The following is a 15,216-nucleotide window of genomic DNA, read 5'->3' on the forward strand; positions in this document are numbered from 1 at the left end:
GACGGCGGCACCACCAGCCTGGCCAACGGGGCAGGCCTGTGCGAAGCCTGCAACCACACCAAAGAACTCCCCGGCTGGACAGCACAAACCCGGACCGCACAAACCGGCACGGCACAAACAAGCCCCGGGACACGGCACGTCCTGGACATCCGCACCCCCACCGGACACCACTACCAATCAACAGCCCCACCCCTCCCCGGAACCAGGCCGACAAGAAGCACGGACCCGCCCGACATCGCGCCGCCACATTCCAAACGCCACCGGCGGCGACTGCGACACCATGCCAAGGCCCTCAAGTACGCCCACGCCACCGAACTGCAGGCCGCCTAAGAAAGCTATGCCGGGCGAGGTGCCGTGCCGGTCGGGGCGAGTGGCAGCGTGATCCTCATGACCGTTCCCCGCGGACCGCTGCGCTCAACCTCCACAGTGCCGCGGGCGCCCGTGATGATTTCACGGACCAACGCCAAGCCGATTCCGAAGCTGCGCTGGCCCGGTACACCGTCCGGAGTGTGGGTCCTCACGAAGCGGTCAAAGATCCGGGCCTGGTCAACTCCCTTGATCCCGGCCCCGGAATCCGAGACGGTGACCACCGCGCGGTTGCCGAGCACCGCCGTCGTAATCCCCACTTGGCCGCCAGCAGGGGTGTGCGCCAGCGCGTTGTCGGCCAGGGCAAGGAGTGCCCGGCGGAAGCCATTGCTGTCAATGCGCGCCAAGGGGCGGTCCTTTTCCATCAGGGTGACGCGGACGTTTTTCTCCCCCGCGAGCTGTTGCAAGCTCTCGACGACGGCGCCCGCCACCTTGGCGAGATCGCTTGGCTCTGCCGATACATCCGGAGGCGAGCCGGTGGCTGCCACAAGCAATTCGTTGACGATGCCGGTGAGGGTCGCGGTGTCGTTGCGGATGCGGGCGAGAGCTTCCCCGGTTTTTGAATCCGCGGGGGCATCGCGCTGGGCCAGCTGGACACGTGCATCCAGGATGGCCAGTGGTGTGCGCAACTCGTGGCTTGCATCCTGCACGAACCGTCGCTGTAATGCGAGCGCTTCTCCCAGGGGCCTGATGGCACTCCGTGCGCTGAGCCAGCCGATGGCCCCGGCAAGGAGTATCCCCGCAATGCCGGCAACGATCATGGCCTTCAGGAGGTCCTTTGTGTCCAGGTACGCATAGACGGAGTCGGTTTCGCCTGGTCCGGGCAGCGTTGGATGCTGTGCTTGGTTGAAGAGGTAGATCGCGGCGGCCGCCAGCAGGCAAAGAACCAAAACCGCGCATGCCGCGCTGATCCGCACTGCGATCTTCAGGGACGCTTTGCGGAGCGTCGCCTGGTCCGGATTCTCAGTCATGGGAATTGTTCTCAATCATGGGGGTCGCCGATCTGGTATCCGAGGCCGTGGACCGTCCGGATCACTGTTTTGGAGATCTTACGGCGCAAGTGGTGGACGTAGGTGTCGATCACGCCCGGCTGGTCCGTGGGATGGAACAGTGCGTTGATGAGGTCTTCACGGGTAAAGACACGTTCGGGTTCGCCAGCCAAGGTTTCGAGGAGCCCGGCTTCCTTGGCCGTCAGGGTGACCACGGAACCGTACACGGAGCGCATGGAACGGGCACCGGCGTCGAGCTCCCAATCCCCGATTCCCAGAGTCCGGGGCGGCCGGGCGTACGTCCTCGTCAAGGCTCGCAAACGGGCGGCCAGTTCCATGGCGTCGAACGGTTTGCTCATGTAGTCGTTCGCCCCCGCATCAAGGCCCTGGATCTTCTCATCGGTGGCACCGAGCGCCGTCAGGATGAGGATCGGGGTGCCAATCCCTTTGGCCCGAAGGGCTTTGATCAGTGCGATACCGTCCATGACCGGCAGCCCCCGGTCAATGACCATCGCATCCCAACTCCGGGTCAATGCGAGGTGGAGGCCCTCGCTCCCATTGACGGCCAGGTGAACGGCAAAGTCGGGCTCCAGGAGCTCGCTGATAAGCGGCCCCAGGGCGGCGTCGTCTTCGACCACGAGGAGGGACGGCCGGTCAGCTGTTGTCATGCGGTCTATTGTTCCGTGAAACGCCGGTTACTCCTCAGCACGCCCACTCGCGGCGCCCACCTTGGCCTTGCGTTTTTTGAGGAACTCGACTCCCCATGGCAAGACGGAGATCAAAACCATGATCACGGCGATGGCGTCAATGTTCTTGGCCACGAACTCATAGTGCCCCAGCCAGGAGCCCAGGAGGGTCACGGAGGTTGCCCAAATGACGGCACCGGCGACGTTCCACAGGGTGAAGGATTTGTAGTTGTAGCGGGCGATGCCTGCGCTCAGCGGGGCAAATGTCCGCACAATGGGGACAAAACGGGCCAGGACGATCGCAGGGCCGCCCCGGCGCTTGAAGAATTCCTCGGCTGTGTCCAGGTGCGCGGTCTTCAGGACCCGGGCATCATCCTTGAACCAGCGCCGTCCGAACCTGCGCCCGAGCATGTAGCCGATCTGGTCTCCGGCGATGGCGGCGGCGGATACGACCGCGATCAACACCGGCAATTCGAGCTGCAGTTGCTGGTGAAGCAGGCCGGTAGTGAACAACAAAGAGTCACCGGGCAGGAAAGGGAAAAGGAGACCGGATTCGATGAAGACGATCAACGCCACTACGCCCAGCGCCGCGGGACCCAAGCCCTGAAGGAGGGTGGTGGGATCAAGGAATGCGGGCATGGCAGAAAGTACGTGCATGGGGGTCCTCCTCAGGATCCGTGTGCTTGGGTCGTTGTTGCGCCCGACGAGGCTGCTTCTGGAGCAACACCAAAAGGCAGCCGCCCGATCACTCGCGGTGCGTACCGGTTCCAGAGCCCGGCCAAGGCGATGACTACGGCGCTGGTGGCCAGGAATGACGCCACAACGTCGCTGGGGTAGTGGACTCCGATGTAGATCCGGGACCACGCCACCACTATGGCCAGGACGGCGCCGGCCCACGCGGTGATGACGCCCCATCGGGTGCCCCGGACCAGGAAGTACAAGGCGAAGGCGAGCGCTACGGCGAAGGCGGTATGGCCGCTGGGAAAGCTGTTGGAACCCGTTTCCGGAGCCAGGGGGTCGAAAAGAAGCGCAGGGCTGGGCCGGTGACGGGCAACGATGAGTTTGAAGACCTCGCTGGCAGCCCAGCCCGAACATGCGAAGAGCACAAACATGACCGCCCGCACGAAGGACTTACGAACCAGGAAAACGAACAAGCCGATCACCAGGACAATGCACACTCCCGCTACGGGGGCGAAAAGGAAGTTCAGTGCCATGGCCACGGTGGTCAATGCGCCCACGTGATGGCGGCTGAGTTCCTGGTCAACGCCCAATTCGTTGGCGGTAAGGCCGGTTATCGACTGCACGCCGAAGCCAAGGGCAAGGACTGCCGCGGCGAGAACCATGCCCCACAGAAGCCAGTACCGGGGCTGCGGAAGCAACGGCACACCGTGAGGGCCGACGGCGGAAGCGCGGCCTTTCGTGGAATCGTTCTGCTTGGCGTCTGATGGCATGCGGCTCTCCGGTTCGGGGGTGACGGCCGTTGTGCGGCCTGCTTCCACTCTCGCGCGCGGCATTTAAGAAGCTCTTAAGAACTCCTGGCCCGCCCCCTTCTCCCCTTGACCCGTCGGTGGCCGAGCGCCAGAGTTTAGGAACCTACTGTCCGCCACATCGAAGGATCTGGGATGTCCGAATTTGCGATCTCGAAAGACGGTACCCGCATCGGGTATGACCAATACGGCGAGGGACCTGCCGTAATTCTGGTTGGCGGTGCAATGCAATTCAGGGGATTCGACGCCAACACGGTGGAAATGGCCAAGCTCCTGGCCGCCAAGGGTTTCAAGGTGCTGAACTACGACAGGCGCGGCCGTGGGGAAAGCGCCGAGGCTCCGTCATTCACCCTTAAGGACAACATCGACGATCTGGCCACGCTCATCGATATGGCGGGCGGCCAAGCTGCGCTCTTCGGAAGCTCTTCCGGTGGCTCGATTTCCCTGGCTGCGGCGGCAGCAGGCTTGCCCGTCACGAAGCTGGCCCTCTGGGAGACTCCCCTGAGCGATGAACTCGGCACCGGCGGGGCAGAATTCTTCGCCGGGCTCCAGGAACGGATCGCATCCGGCGACAAGGCGAGCACCATCGAGTACTACATGAAGGACATGCCGCCCGAGTGGCTCGCCGGGGCCAAGAACAGTCCAGGATGGCCCATCATGCTCGAGTTGGGTCCCAGCCTTTCCGCTGATGCCGAATCCCTCGCATGGACTCAGTCCGCGCCACGCGCCCAGCTGTGGTCCGGAATCACCCAGCCCACCCTTGCGATCGTCGGCGAGCAAACCATCCCGATCATGCCGAAAGCGGCCGACTCCATCGTGGCCAACATCCCGAGTGCCCGCAAAGCCACCATTCCGGGCGCCAACCACGGCTGGGAACCTGGAGTGATGGCTGACGCACTCGCCGGGTTCCTGGCCGATTAGCACAGCGCGGGCGTCCACGATGGATCTGGCCGCGATCGCCGCCGAACTCTACACACTGGTTCCCTCGGCGTTCACAGCGGCCCGCACTGCGCGGGCAACGGAAGCCAAGTCCGCAGGGGAAGCGGAACTGGCGAAACAGCTCGCACAGTTGCCCAAGCCTTCGACGGCGGCGTGGGCAGTCAACATGCTCGTCCGGCACGGCACCAAGGAATTCGCGGGTGTCCTGGAACTCGGGGCATCGCTCGGGGTAGCCCAGGAGCAGCAGGACCACGACCGTCTCCGCACGCTCGGCCAGCAGCGCCCGCGCGTCCTGGGGGCCGCCGTCGAGCAGGCCCGGGCAGTGGCGGAAGGCCTGGGCGTCAAAATCAGTGGCGCCGCCGCGATGGAGATCGAGGCGACGCTGCGGGCCGCCATGACGGATCCCGGCGCTGCCGCGGCGCTCCGCAGCGGACAGCTGGTGCGCTCGTTGTCCACGAACGGATTGGAACCCGTGGACCTCTCCGGCGCGGTGGCGGTTGCGGGCGCAATTCCCGCGGTGGATACCACCGAAAAAGGGTCCGACGACGGCGGGCGGCAGCGCGGGCGGGCAGACTCCCAGCGCGGCCGCGCTGACTCGGAGCGCGAACGCGAGAAGGCACAGGCTGCGCTCGTGGAGGCTGAGCGCAGTGCGGACAAGGCTGACCTAGAACTCGCCCAGGCCGAGCGCGAAAAGTCGGAGGGCGTGCGCCGGAGCGAGCAACTCGCCGTCGAAGTCAAAGCTGCCAAAGACAAGCTGGCTGCGCTGCAGCAGGAGCTTGCCGCCACGGAGTGGGCGATCACCCTGGCCGAGCGGAACCACAAACAGGCAGCGCGGACGGCCGCCCGGGAACGCCGGACCGCGGAATCAGCGCGGGCCCGGTTGGAGGGGTTGCCTTAGGCGGGTTCGTTAGTTCGTCCTACAAACGTCCGGTATACCGGACAATCCGGGGCGTATTCTAGGACAATGTACAGTCAATCCGTGCGGCCCAAGGCGCCGGCCGCGGCGCAGGTGCTGGCGGTTCTCAGGTTCGTCGCCGGCCAGGCTGGCCCGGTCAGCGCGTCGATCATTGCGCGCGATGTTGGCTTGCCCCGGTCAACCACGTATCAACTCATTGCCTCGCTGATCGATGACGGCTTCCTGGTTCATCTTCCCGAAGAGCGCAAGTATGCCTTGGGAGTGACCGCCCACGAGTTGGGGACAGGGTATTCGCGGCAAGCTCCAATCCAGCGGATTGCCCGGTTCCCCTTGTCCCGGCTTGTCGCCCGGACCCGCCGGACTGCCCATCTTGCCGTGATGCACGGGCGCGACGTCGTTTACGTGATCGAGGAGCGTGCGCCGCGGCAAAGCCCCTTGGTCACCGACACCGGGGTGCGGCTTCCGGCCCACCTGACAGCCAGCGGCAGGGCGATGATGGCCCAGATGGACCCCGCCCAGGTGGCTGCTCTTTTCCCGGGACCGGAGGCCTTCGCGGAACGCCACAGCAAAGGCCCGCAATCGTTGCCCGCGTTGCAGGATCTCCTGGCGCGGGCACGGTCGCTCGGATATGCGTGGGAGCAGGACGAGGTCACGGAGGGATTTTCCTCTGTGGCAGTCGCAGTCCTTGACCGGCAGCGCTACCCGGTGGCCAGTGTGACGCTGACGGTGTCGAACCGGGCGTTTCCCGGCGGAGGCACTCGGCACCGCGCCAAGGACGCCGAGACCGCCGAAGAAAGGGCGGTCCGCATCGAGGACGTCGCCCGGGAGTGGATTCCGGAAGTGTCCAGGTGTGCCCGGGAAATTTCCCGCAGGCTCGGCACCCAGGCCTGATCCCGACGTCGTTCCCGCCGTGCCGCCGCGACGCTCGCTCACAAATAAGGTCAGATGCCGCGACGCTCGCTCACCTATACGCACAAAAGCAGGAACGCTCGCTCACCTCAAGTGAGCGAGCGTCCGCCGGAAACGCCCCAAAGGTGAGCGAGCGTCTGGGGGAAACGAGGGCAGGGCCTAAACTGCCGCGGTGTTCGACACCGGGCCGGCCAGCGGAGCTGCCGCCTCCGTGCCGGGTTCCGTCGGGTAGACCATCTCAGCCGGAGCGTTCGAGTTCCTCTTTGCCAGCGGGTAGAACACGATTGCCGTGACCACGAGGCCTACGAGCCAGGAGATATCGGCCCCGCCCAGAAGATCCGTCATCGGTCCCGTGTAGAGGGTCTGCGCCAGGAACGGGATCTGTACGACGATGCCGATCGCGTAGCTGATCAGCGCAGTCTTGTTCCAACGCCCGTAGCGCCCGTTCAGGTCATACAGGGCCGGAATGTCTACCTTTTCCTTGGAAACCAGGTAGTAGTCCACCAGGTTAATGGAGCTCCAGGGGATGAATACCATCAGCAGGAGAAGGACGAAGTTCTTGAAGTTGGCGATGAAATCGGGAGAAGCGAGGACAGCGATGAGTACCGAGAGTCCGATAAAGCCGATCACATAGGCGAACCGGGTCCATGACGCTACCGCGGACTTGCGGGTGAACGCTGTGACCGAGGTAAGCATGGTCATGTAGCCGCCATAAGCGTTCAGCGTGTTGACGGTCAGTTTTCCGGTCACGATGACCAGGTAGATGACCACCGCGATCAGTCCGCCGCCGCTCAGGTTCCCGAGGAAAGCGACTTGGCCGTCCAGGAACCGTGCGCCCTTGGGCAATGCGAGGGCAGCGAAGAGTGCGCCCAGGGTCATGGACCATTGGGAACCAATCACCGTGCCGAAGTACGCCGACATGAACGTCTTTCGTGTCGGGGTGTTCGAAGGGAGGTACCGGGAGTAGTCCGCCACGTACGGACCGTACGTCAGCTGCCATCCGGCGCCAAGCGAAATGGCGAGCAGGAAGGTAGGGAACTCGAAACCGCCGCCTCCCAAGAGTGCGCCGACGTCCTGGCTGATCAGCATCCTGATGCCCAGGTACGTGAAGCCGAGGATACCGACGACGGTCGCAATGCGGCCCAGCATGTGGATGTACTTGTAACCCAGGGTCGCCACGATGATCGTCAGCATCCCGAAGACGATCATGCCCACGGCCGGGGTGCCCGTGTGGAGGATGAGGCTGATCGCCTGTCCGGAGAGGACAGTACCGGTTGCCGCGAAGCCGAGGTACATGACGACAACCAGCACCAGGGGAATCACGGCCCCGAAAATTCCGAACTGCGCCCGGCTGGAAATCATCTGCGGCAAGCCGAGCTTCGGCCCCTGGGCCGCGTGGAGCGCCATGACAGCGCCACCCAGAAGGTTTCCGACCAGGAGGCCGATGATCGCCCACAGCGCATCCGCGCCGAAGAGCACTGCCAAGGCGCCGTCGACAATGGCGGTAATCTGCATGTTCGCCCCGAACCAGAGCGTGAACTGCTGGCCGGGCGAACCATGGCGCTCATTTTCCGGGACAAAGTCGATGGAACGACGCTCTACGCGCGGCCCACCCGTTCCCGCTTTTCCTGTGGCCTGCATGCCTGATCCTCACTTTGAAAACCGAAGTCCGATGTCCCCAACTGAGAATCAATCAGAGCATGCAAAGTGACAGTGATCACGGAAAGGTGGCCATCTTTAGTCCGATATCCCGGACGAAAGCGCAGGATCTGCTAATTGCCCCTTTTAGCGCCGTCGCCGCCAGCCAGGCCCATGAACATCGTCTTATGCAACACATCCACGTGCCGCCGCGATACCTCCACCGCGCCCAGATCGTCGCCGGCCCGCAGGGCGTTCACCAGAGCGATGTGGTCCCGATTGGACTCGTGGAGAAACTCGATCGGGTACGGGATGAAGTAGGCGTAGAGTGCCGCCAACGCCTCGTTGTAGACGTCGACTGCAGCGCCCAGGCCCGAGGCCGCCGCGACGAGCCGGTGAAACCTCTCGTCGGCTTGGTGATACTCGGACCAATTGCTTGATCCGGCCATTTCCTGGGTAAGCCGCTCCAGCTCGTCAAGTTGCGCTGCCGTGGCATTGACTGCGGCGAAGTGGGTGACCGCGCATTCGAACAGGAGCCGGCGGTCCACCAGCCGGTTCACGGCAAGGGATTCTGCGGGCGACGCAGCGAGCTGCTCGAGCACGTTCCGCGGCGGCTCATCAGCGACAAAGGTTCCGCCGCCGCGTCCGCGACGCCGGACAACGACGCCCTGATCAGCCAAGCTTGCCAGGGCCCTGCGGGCCGTGATCGGGCTGACCGACAGGCCAAGCGCAACGTCTTGCTGGTCGGGCAGCCTCTCCCCCGGCTGGAGCAGCCCCAAGGATATGGCCATGCCGATCCGTAGCCGCACGGCGTCGATTGCGCTCCTGCGGTCGATTCCGAGCAAGGGGGCAGCATCGATGGGTGAGTCGCCGGTGGCATCCTCGAGCTGTCGGGTCATATCCGCTACTTTACGGGGCAAAATCCACCTTCCTTTTATTTGATCATTATGATCTAATATGAGGCGAGTCACAACGACAACGTGGAGAAACAAGTGCAACGCATCCTTCCCCTCATCGCTGCCCAAGCGGCACCCCGGCTGATCGGCGAGCCGATCCAGGCCTTCGCGGCCGAGGTCGCCGCCGCCGTCGCGATCCAACCGCAAAGCAAGCTCGTGGTCTTCCCCGAGCTGCACCTCTTTGGGGACACCTACCCGGATCAGCAGCGCACTGAAGTGTTGCAGGACTCTGCCGAACCGCTGGACGGTCCGCGGGTCGACGAGCTGCGGCAGCTCGCAGCGGACCTGGGTATCTGGCTGGTTCCGGGCAGCGTCTGCGAACGCGGCCCCGAGGGGCAATTGTTCAACACCCAGTTGGTCCTTTCGCCGGAAGGCGACCTTGCCGGCTACTACCGCAAGGTCTTCCCTTGGCGCCCCTTTGAGCCCTACGACCCTGGCGATCGCTTCACGACCGTTGACCTGGAAGGGATCGGCAGGGTGGGCCTGAACATTTGCTACGACGCCTGGTTCCCCGAGGTAACCCGCCAGCTTGCGTGGATGGGCGCCGAAGTCATCCTCAACGTCGTGAAAACCACGACGGCGGACCGCAAGCAAGAACTCGTCCTCGCCAAGGCAAACGCGATTGTGAACCAGGTCTTCATGGTCAGCGTCAATTGCGCGGGCCCCACCGGCAAAGGACTCAGCCTGATCGTCGACCCCGAGGGGAACACCATAGCCGAGGCCGACGACGACGCCCCCACCCTTCTCGCCGCGGAACTGGACCTCTCCGCCGTCGAGCACGTCCGCACGCACGGGACCGAAAACCTCAACCGTCCCTGGTCCCAATTCCGCCCCGGCGAGCCGCCCATCGAGCTGCCCATCTACCAAGGGCGGATCGACCCGACCATGTGGACCCCGCGGTCCTCCAACTCCTAAGGAACCACCGGTGACAACGCAACCGAGCCTCACGCGCGCCCTGAAACTGCCCTCCCTGGTCCTGTTCGGGCTGGCATACCTGACCCCGCTCATCGTCCTGGCGATATTCGGCGTGATCGCCGAAACCACCGGCGGCGCATCGCCGTCGGCCTATCTGGTGGCCATGGTCGCCATGCTCTTCACCGCGCAGAGCTACGGACGGATGGCGGTTGCCTATCCGGTGGCCGGCTCCGCGTACACCTATATCCGGCGCTCCATCGATTCCCGGATCGGATTCCTGGCCGGTTGGGCAGTCCTTCTCGACTACCTGTTCCTCCCGATGGTCATCTGGCTGATCGGAGGCTCCTACCTCACTGCACAATTCCCCGCCATCCCCATCGGGGTCTGGATTGTCGCGTTCATCGCCATCACCACGCTGCTCAACGTGGTCGGAGTCAAAGTGGCCGACAAGGCCAACTACCTGCTGATGGCTTTCCAGCTCCTGGTGATAGTCCTCTTCGTTGCCTTGTCCGTTGGAACCTTGCTCTCAACCGCCGGAGCGAGCGCCCTGGTCAGCACCGCTCCCTTCTTCAACGACACATCGAGCTTCGACAAGATCACCGCCGGAGCCGCCATCGCCGCGTACTCGTTCCTCGGCTTTGACGCCGTGTCCACCCTTACCGAGGAGACCATCGAGCCGAAGAAAACCGTCCCGAAGGCGATCATGCTCGTCGCACTCATCGGCGGCGCGATCTTCGTTGTCGTGTCCTACACAACCCAGCTGATCCATCCCGGCGGAGTGTTCGACGATTCTGCGTCGGCGGCGTCGGACATTGCCCTGAAGATCGGTGGGCAGCTCTTCGGCGCAGTTTTCCTGGCGGGACTCGTGGTGTCCCAGTTTGCTTCCGGGCTCGCGGCACAAGCCAGCGCCTCGCGCCTGTTGTACGCCATGGGCCGGGATTCAGTCCTGCCGAAGAAGGTCTTCGGGGCGCTGAACAAGTCCTTCCACACGCCCGTGTTCAACCTGGTCATCACAGGGGCGGTGGGACTCATCGCCATGTTCCTAGACGTTGCCACCTCGACGTCGTTCATCAACTTCGGTGCCTTTACGGCCTTCACGCTCGTCAACATCTCGGTCATTGCCTACTACTTGCGCCAACGACGCTCGGGGCACCGGCTCAGCGTATTGTTCTACGTGGCCATGCCGGCGGTGGGCGCGATCATCGACGGGTTCCTGCTCTCCCAGCTGGACTCGAATGCGATCACGCTCGGGCTGATCTGGCTCTGCGTCGGCGTCGTGGTGCTGGGCATCATCACCAAGGGGTTCCGGAAGGCACCGCCGGAGATGGTGATGGAGGAAAAGGAAGCCGCCTTGGTGTGACGGCATGTCACAGCTTGCTGCTTGAACACTGAGAAATGAGGACTGCGTGCGCATCACCCTAGCCCAGATCGATTCCGGGACGGACGTCGGCCGTAACCTCGACCTCATCGCGGACTACGGTGCCAGGGCCGCCCGCGAGGGCTCTGACCTCATTGTGTTCCCGGAGTACTCGACGTATGAGAAAAGCCGGGTGGATCAGAGCTTCGTGGACATGGCCGAACCCCTTGACGGCCCGGTGGCCGCAAGGCTCCAGGCGACGGCGGCACGTTACGGGATCGCCGTCGTCGTTGGCCTCCTGGAAAGCTCCGGGGAAGGGGACGCGTCCGGGGAAGGTGACCGGGCCTTCAACACGTTGGTGGCGATCGGTCCGGACGGTTCCCGCCTCGCCAGCTACCGGAAGATCCATCTGTTTGACTGCCAAGGATTCCGCGAATCGGATTACATCAAACCAGCGCCGGAGCCGGTGCCTGTCACCTTTTCCTGCGGCGGCATGACGTTCGGGTTGATGACCTGCTACGACCTGCGCTTCCCGGAGTTGGCGCGCGTCCTGGCCGACGCGGGGGCCGAGGTGCTCCTCGTCTGCTCCTCGTGGGTTCCCGGCACGGCCAAGACCGAGCAATGGGCCACCTTGGCCAAGGCCCGGGCAATCGAGAACGGGGTGTACGTGGCGGCGGTCTCCCAGACTCCACCGGTATCCATCGGCTACAGCATGCTCGTTGACCCCCTGGGAGCTGTCCTGCATAGCCTCGGCACTGAGCCGGCCGCCGCGACGCTTGACATGTCACCGGGTGCCGTCCAGGCAGCCCGGGACCAGTTCCCCACGTGGCGGCACCACCGGCTCGTTTAGGAATCTCGCGGCCTCTTCTAGGCCGCCCAACTCTGTGCTAAACCAAAGTCAAGATGCACCTACGCATCGAAGGAGAAACGCCATGAGCACTACCACCGACAAAGGATCGGGCCGCGGACTGGAGGTCCGGTCGATCGACTACGTTCCATTGAACGAACGGCACGGCAAAGTCTCACACATCGGGCCGTTGTGGTTCGTCAGCAATGCCCAGATCGCCACCCTGGCCGTAGGGTTGATCAGCATCACCACCGGCGGCAACCTGATCTGGTCGCTGCTCGCGATCGCCATCGGAGTGCTCGTCGGCACGCTGTTCATGGCAGCGCACTCCTCCCAGGGCCCCCAACTCGGCCTGCCGCAGATGATCCAGTCCCGGCCGCAATTCGGCTACATCGGCGCCCTGCTCGTTTGGCTGTTCGCCTATCTCCAGTACGCGGGATTCAACATCTTCAACACCATCCTGGCAGGCCAGGCCATCCAGAAATCGGTCAACGTCGGGTCCGAAAGCCTCTGGTTCTGGGTGGTCACGATTATTGCCGTGGTGATCGCCTTGTTCGGCTACGACCTCATCCACGCCTTTGAGCGCTACCTGACGTACCTGACCATCATCATGCTGGCGCTGCTCACCATCGCGGCCGTGAAGCTGACCATACCCGCGGGCGCATACAACCTGGCCGACTTCCACCTGGTGCCGTTCCTGGGCCAGCTGGGCGTCGCGGCCGGCTACCAGATCTCCTGGGCCATCTACGTCTCGGACTACTCCCGCTACCTTCCGCCGTCCAGCGGACGCGGCACCTTCCGGTGGACGTTCTGGGGCAGCGCCCTCGGCGGTATTTGGGTGATGTTCCTGGGCGCCTACATTGGCGCCGCGGCCGGCGAGAACTTCGAAACCATCGGCTCGATCAAGTCCACCGCCGATCAGCTCTTCGGCGGATTCGGTGACATCGCCTTGATTGTCGCCGCCCTGGGTTTGGTGTCCGTGACCGCCCTGAACATGTACGGCGGTTCGCTGACCCTGATATCGTCCATCGACAGCGTGCGGCAGATCAGGCCGACCCTGAGGCTCCGGATCATCACGATCTCCATCACCGCACTCATTTCCGTGGTCCTGGCGAACCTTGCCTCGGCCGATTTCCTGGCCAACTTCAACGACTTCCTGCTGCTGGTGCTGTACTTCTTCATTCCGTGGACGGCGGTCAACCTCACGGACTACTTCATCGTCCGCAAGGGCCATTACGCCATCGCGGAGATCTTCAAGCCGGACGGAATCTACGGACGCTGGGGCTGGCCTGGCATCATCTCCTACCTCGTCGGCTTTGTGGTGATGATTCCCTTCTTCTCGGCGGGTAAGCTCTTCGTCGGGTTCATAGCCCACGCGCTTGACGGCGCCGACATCTCGCTGTTTATCGGGCTCCCCGTCTCCGCTGGGCTGTATTGGCTCATGACCCGGCGCATCGACGTCGAGGCAGAGACCCGCATGGCCAAGGAAGAAGCCGAGGCCTTGGAGGCAGCCGCGCACGAACACATATTGCCGTAGCTCGGCCGGGAGGCGGCCGGGAGGCGGCCGGGAGGCGGCCGTAGCTCGGCCGGAACTCGGCCGGGAAGCGAAGAGCCCGGAATCAGGCAGTGGCGATGACCGCGGACGTCGCCAAAACGTTGCCGGACTTGTCCAAAGCCTCGACGGCGGCCCTCGGCGCGGTGGCCACCGCCATCGACGTTTCAAAGCCCCGGCGCGGAACCGTCACGGCTTCGGCCATGGACCCGGGACCGGTTCCCGTGAGGAACCTCCACTTGGCAACCTCGGTTGCGCCGTTCCAGCTCGTGTAGAGCTGCATCGTGGACCCGTTGCCGGGCACCGCCGCCAAGTCCGGGACGGTGTCCGGCCGGCCTGTCCACGGCGAGCGGTAGGTGCGGTAGGAGGCGTCGCCCAGTCCGGTCGCTTCGAACACCGCTTTCCCGTCGGGAGTGAATTCGGTGGCGGCGGGGTCCGCTCCCCAGCCCACCAGAACGTGCCCGTTATCAAGGAACTGGACGTTCCCTTCGGCATCGCCCCGGTGGCCGCCCCTGCTGAACTCCTGCTTGACGACGGCGGTGCGCGCCTTTTCGTCGACGGCGAGGAGCAGCCCGCGCGACGTCCCTGTGGTGCCTTGGTTGTAATGGTTGTCGAACATGCTGATGATGCCGTTGGGCCGGCGTCGAACGTCGTGCTGCCAAGCGAAGACAGACTCCGGCGTCATCGAGAAATCGCTGCGCTTCCCGCCCAGACGCCAACGGATCTTCCCGTCGGAACGGCCGATCAAATAGGCGGTGTGCGTGTGGCGGGACGAGACAAGGAGTGCATCCCCGCTCTCGTCCACGGAATTGAGGTGGAACGGATCGAACGCTTTCGTCGCGTCCGAGCCGTCGGCCTTGGGGTTGTCGGACGGGCGCACATAGGACTCCGTGACGTCGATGTGGTCCGAGGCCGTCCAGTCGAAGAGGACCTTGCCAGAACGGATGCCGATTTCCTGGACGTGGCAATCAAACATGTAGCCCTGCGCAGGTCCGCCCACCGACGTCAGGTCATGCCGAATGGTCGGGTAGGAGATCATCAACGCCGTCCCGGCGGGGGTGATGGTGAACTCGTGCAGGTCCGCTTGCAGTCCGTTGCCTGTGTTGACTTCGGCCACGGTGCGGTAGTGGACATCCTTGACGACGCCCTTTCCTGCACCGTGTCCCCCGGTTCCGATTCCAGTCCAATAAGTCAAAACCGTTTGGCCTTCGAAGGCTTGTACCCGAAGGTCCGTCACCCCGGAACCTGTCGGCTCCATCCATACCGGTTCACCGTGGTTGTCCATGATCAGCCCGTTGGTGCCGTGGCCCATCGGACCCACGAACAGCAGGCCTGCCCCGGTAGGACCGGTAGCCCAGCTGGCAACGCGCGCAGCGGTCAAAGCGGTGGAAACGAAGCTACGGATCGCAGGGGCGGAAGCCGTACTGCCCGCCGACGGCGAGGGTGACGCCGTCGGCGTCGGTGTAGCCGCGCTGACCGGGGCCGTGCCTCCGGGCAATACGCCTGTCCTCGCGATGCCGAGTCCCGCGAGCAATCCCGCGCCTGCCATCCCGGCCCCGCTAAGGAAGCCGCGCCGGCTCAACCTCAAGTGGGACTCACGGTCTTCCCGCGAGGCTGCCCGATCACCACTCCCGGACTCCGTATTCTGTTCCACCCCCT

14 protein-coding genes and 1 pseudogene are annotated in these 15,216 nt (G+C 64.1%); 8 read left to right on the forward strand and 7 right to left on the reverse strand.

Annotated features, from left to right (window positions below):
• A pseudogene (locus AB0323_RS09925) lies at window positions 1-330 on the forward strand (hypothetical protein); the annotation flags it as partial.
• Window positions 331-335: 5 nt separating this feature from the next.
• Here AB0323_RS09925 and AB0323_RS09930 read toward each other — a convergent pair.
• Genes AB0323_RS09930 through AB0323_RS09945 form a run of 4 tightly spaced genes read right to left on the reverse strand, consistent with a single transcriptional unit; the run spans window position 336 to window position 3,555 of the window.
• On the reverse strand, window positions 336-1,337 hold the full coding sequence (locus tag AB0323_RS09930; RefSeq protein ID WP_366177161.1) for a HAMP domain-containing sensor histidine kinase: 1,002 nt from the start codon (window positions 1,335-1,337) through the stop codon (window positions 336-338).
• A gap of 11 nt (window positions 1,338-1,348) precedes the next feature.
• Window positions 1,349-2,023, reverse strand: a complete 675-nt coding sequence (locus AB0323_RS09935; RefSeq protein ID WP_366177162.1) for a response regulator transcription factor — start codon at window positions 2,021-2,023, stop codon at window positions 1,349-1,351.
• A 27-nt stretch (window positions 2,024-2,050) separates the two neighbouring features.
• Entirely contained in the window at window positions 2,051-2,698 is a 648-nt protein-coding gene (locus AB0323_RS09940; protein WP_366177163.1) for a VTT domain-containing protein, read from the reverse strand.
• A gap of 11 nt (window positions 2,699-2,709) precedes the next feature.
• Window positions 2,710-3,555, reverse strand: a complete 846-nt coding sequence (locus AB0323_RS09945) for a phosphatase PAP2 family protein (RefSeq protein WP_366177164.1) — start codon at window positions 3,553-3,555, stop codon at window positions 2,710-2,712.
• Window positions 3,556-3,663: 108 nt separating this feature from the next.
• Here AB0323_RS09945 and AB0323_RS09950 point away from each other — a divergent pair, with 108 nt between their 5' ends.
• The 3 genes from AB0323_RS09950 to AB0323_RS09960 all read left to right on the forward strand — a co-directional run bounded on the left by AB0323_RS09950 (window position 3,664) and on the right by AB0323_RS09960 (window position 6,274).
• Window positions 3,664-4,449, forward strand: coding sequence for an alpha/beta hydrolase (locus AB0323_RS09950; RefSeq protein WP_366177165.1), 786 nt, complete (start codon window positions 3,664-3,666; stop codon window positions 4,447-4,449).
• 19 nt (window positions 4,450-4,468) lie between these two features.
• Window positions 4,469-5,365, forward strand: coding sequence for a hypothetical protein (locus AB0323_RS09955; protein ID WP_366177166.1), 897 nt, complete (start codon window positions 4,469-4,471; stop codon window positions 5,363-5,365).
• Between the two features lie 66 nt (window positions 5,366-5,431).
• The gene (locus AB0323_RS09960) at window positions 5,432-6,274 is read left to right on the forward strand and encodes an IclR family transcriptional regulator (RefSeq protein WP_366177167.1); all 843 of its coding nucleotides are present in this window, start codon (window positions 5,432-5,434) and stop codon (window positions 6,272-6,274) included.
• A 177-nt stretch (window positions 6,275-6,451) separates the two neighbouring features.
• Here the strand turns inward: AB0323_RS09960 and AB0323_RS09965 are convergent, their stop codons facing one another.
• Window positions 6,452-7,933 (reverse strand): cytosine permease, encoded by a 1,482-nt coding sequence (locus AB0323_RS09965; RefSeq protein ID WP_366177168.1) that lies wholly within the window; start codon window positions 7,931-7,933, stop codon window positions 6,452-6,454.
• Between the two features lie 131 nt (window positions 7,934-8,064).
• Window positions 8,065-8,829 (reverse strand): FCD domain-containing protein, encoded by a 765-nt coding sequence (locus AB0323_RS09970; protein ID WP_366177169.1) that lies wholly within the window; start codon window positions 8,827-8,829, stop codon window positions 8,065-8,067.
• Window positions 8,830-8,922: 93 nt separating this feature from the next.
• Between AB0323_RS09970 and AB0323_RS09975 the strand changes: the two genes are divergently transcribed.
• The 4 genes from AB0323_RS09975 (at window position 8,923) to AB0323_RS09990 (ending at window position 13,542) form a co-directional block, all read left to right on the forward strand.
• Window positions 8,923-9,801 carry a carbon-nitrogen hydrolase family protein gene (locus AB0323_RS09975; protein ID WP_366177170.1) on the forward strand — a complete coding sequence of 293 codons (879 nt, stop codon included), beginning with the start codon at window positions 8,923-8,925 and terminating at the stop codon, window positions 9,799-9,801.
• Window positions 9,802-9,811: 10 nt separating this feature from the next.
• Window positions 9,812-11,161, forward strand: a complete 1,350-nt coding sequence (locus tag AB0323_RS09980; RefSeq protein WP_366177171.1) for an APC family permease — start codon at window positions 9,812-9,814, stop codon at window positions 11,159-11,161.
• A gap of 46 nt (window positions 11,162-11,207) precedes the next feature.
• Window positions 11,208-12,008, forward strand: a complete 801-nt coding sequence (locus AB0323_RS09985; RefSeq protein ID WP_366177172.1) for a carbon-nitrogen hydrolase family protein — start codon at window positions 11,208-11,210, stop codon at window positions 12,006-12,008.
• Between the two features lie 82 nt (window positions 12,009-12,090).
• On the forward strand, window positions 12,091-13,542 hold the full coding sequence (locus tag AB0323_RS09990; protein ID WP_366177173.1) for a cytosine permease: 1,452 nt from the start codon (window positions 12,091-12,093) through the stop codon (window positions 13,540-13,542).
• Window positions 13,543-13,624: 82 nt separating this feature from the next.
• On the opposite strand, the gene AB0323_RS09995 is transcribed toward AB0323_RS09990, so the two are convergent.
• Entirely contained in the window at window positions 13,625-15,211 is a 1,587-nt protein-coding gene (locus AB0323_RS09995; RefSeq protein ID WP_366177174.1) for an arylsulfotransferase family protein, read from the reverse strand.
• Window positions 15,212-15,216: the final 5 nt, after the last annotated feature.

The sequence above is a fragment of the Arthrobacter sp. NPDC080031 genome, assembly GCF_040702485.1.
GTDB lineage: Bacteria > Actinomycetota > Actinomycetes > Actinomycetales > Micrococcaceae > Arthrobacter.

Excerpts from the sequence above, each read along its gene's own strand:
- AB0323_RS09970 (WP_366177169.1), bottom strand. The coding sequence starts at position 8,829 with ATGACCCGACAGCTCGAGGATGCCACCGGCGACTCACCCATCGATGCT.
- AB0323_RS09945 (WP_366177164.1), bottom strand. The coding sequence starts at position 3,555 with ATGCCGCGCGCGAGAGTGGAAGCAGGCCGCACAACGGCCGTCACCCCC.
- AB0323_RS09990 (WP_366177173.1), top strand. The coding sequence starts at position 12,091 with ATGAGCACTACCACCGACAAAGGATCGGGCCGCGGACTGGAGGTCCGG.
- AB0323_RS09935 (WP_366177162.1), bottom strand. The coding sequence starts at position 2,023 with ATGACAACAGCTGACCGGCCGTCCCTCCTCGTGGTCGAAGACGACGCC.
- AB0323_RS09930 (WP_366177161.1), bottom strand. The coding sequence starts at position 1,337 with ATGACTGAGAATCCGGACCAGGCGACGCTCCGCAAAGCGTCCCTGAAG.
- AB0323_RS09940 (WP_366177163.1), bottom strand. The coding sequence starts at position 2,698 with ATGCACGTACTTTCTGCCATGCCCGCATTCCTTGATCCCACCACCCTC.
- AB0323_RS09960 (WP_366177167.1), top strand. The coding sequence starts at position 5,432 with ATGTACAGTCAATCCGTGCGGCCCAAGGCGCCGGCCGCGGCGCAGGTG.
- AB0323_RS09950 (WP_366177165.1), top strand. The coding sequence starts at position 3,664 with ATGTCCGAATTTGCGATCTCGAAAGACGGTACCCGCATCGGGTATGAC.
- AB0323_RS09955 (WP_366177166.1), top strand. The coding sequence starts at position 4,469 with ATGGATCTGGCCGCGATCGCCGCCGAACTCTACACACTGGTTCCCTCG.
- AB0323_RS09965 (WP_366177168.1), bottom strand. The coding sequence starts at position 7,933 with ATGCAGGCCACAGGAAAAGCGGGAACGGGTGGGCCGCGCGTAGAGCGT.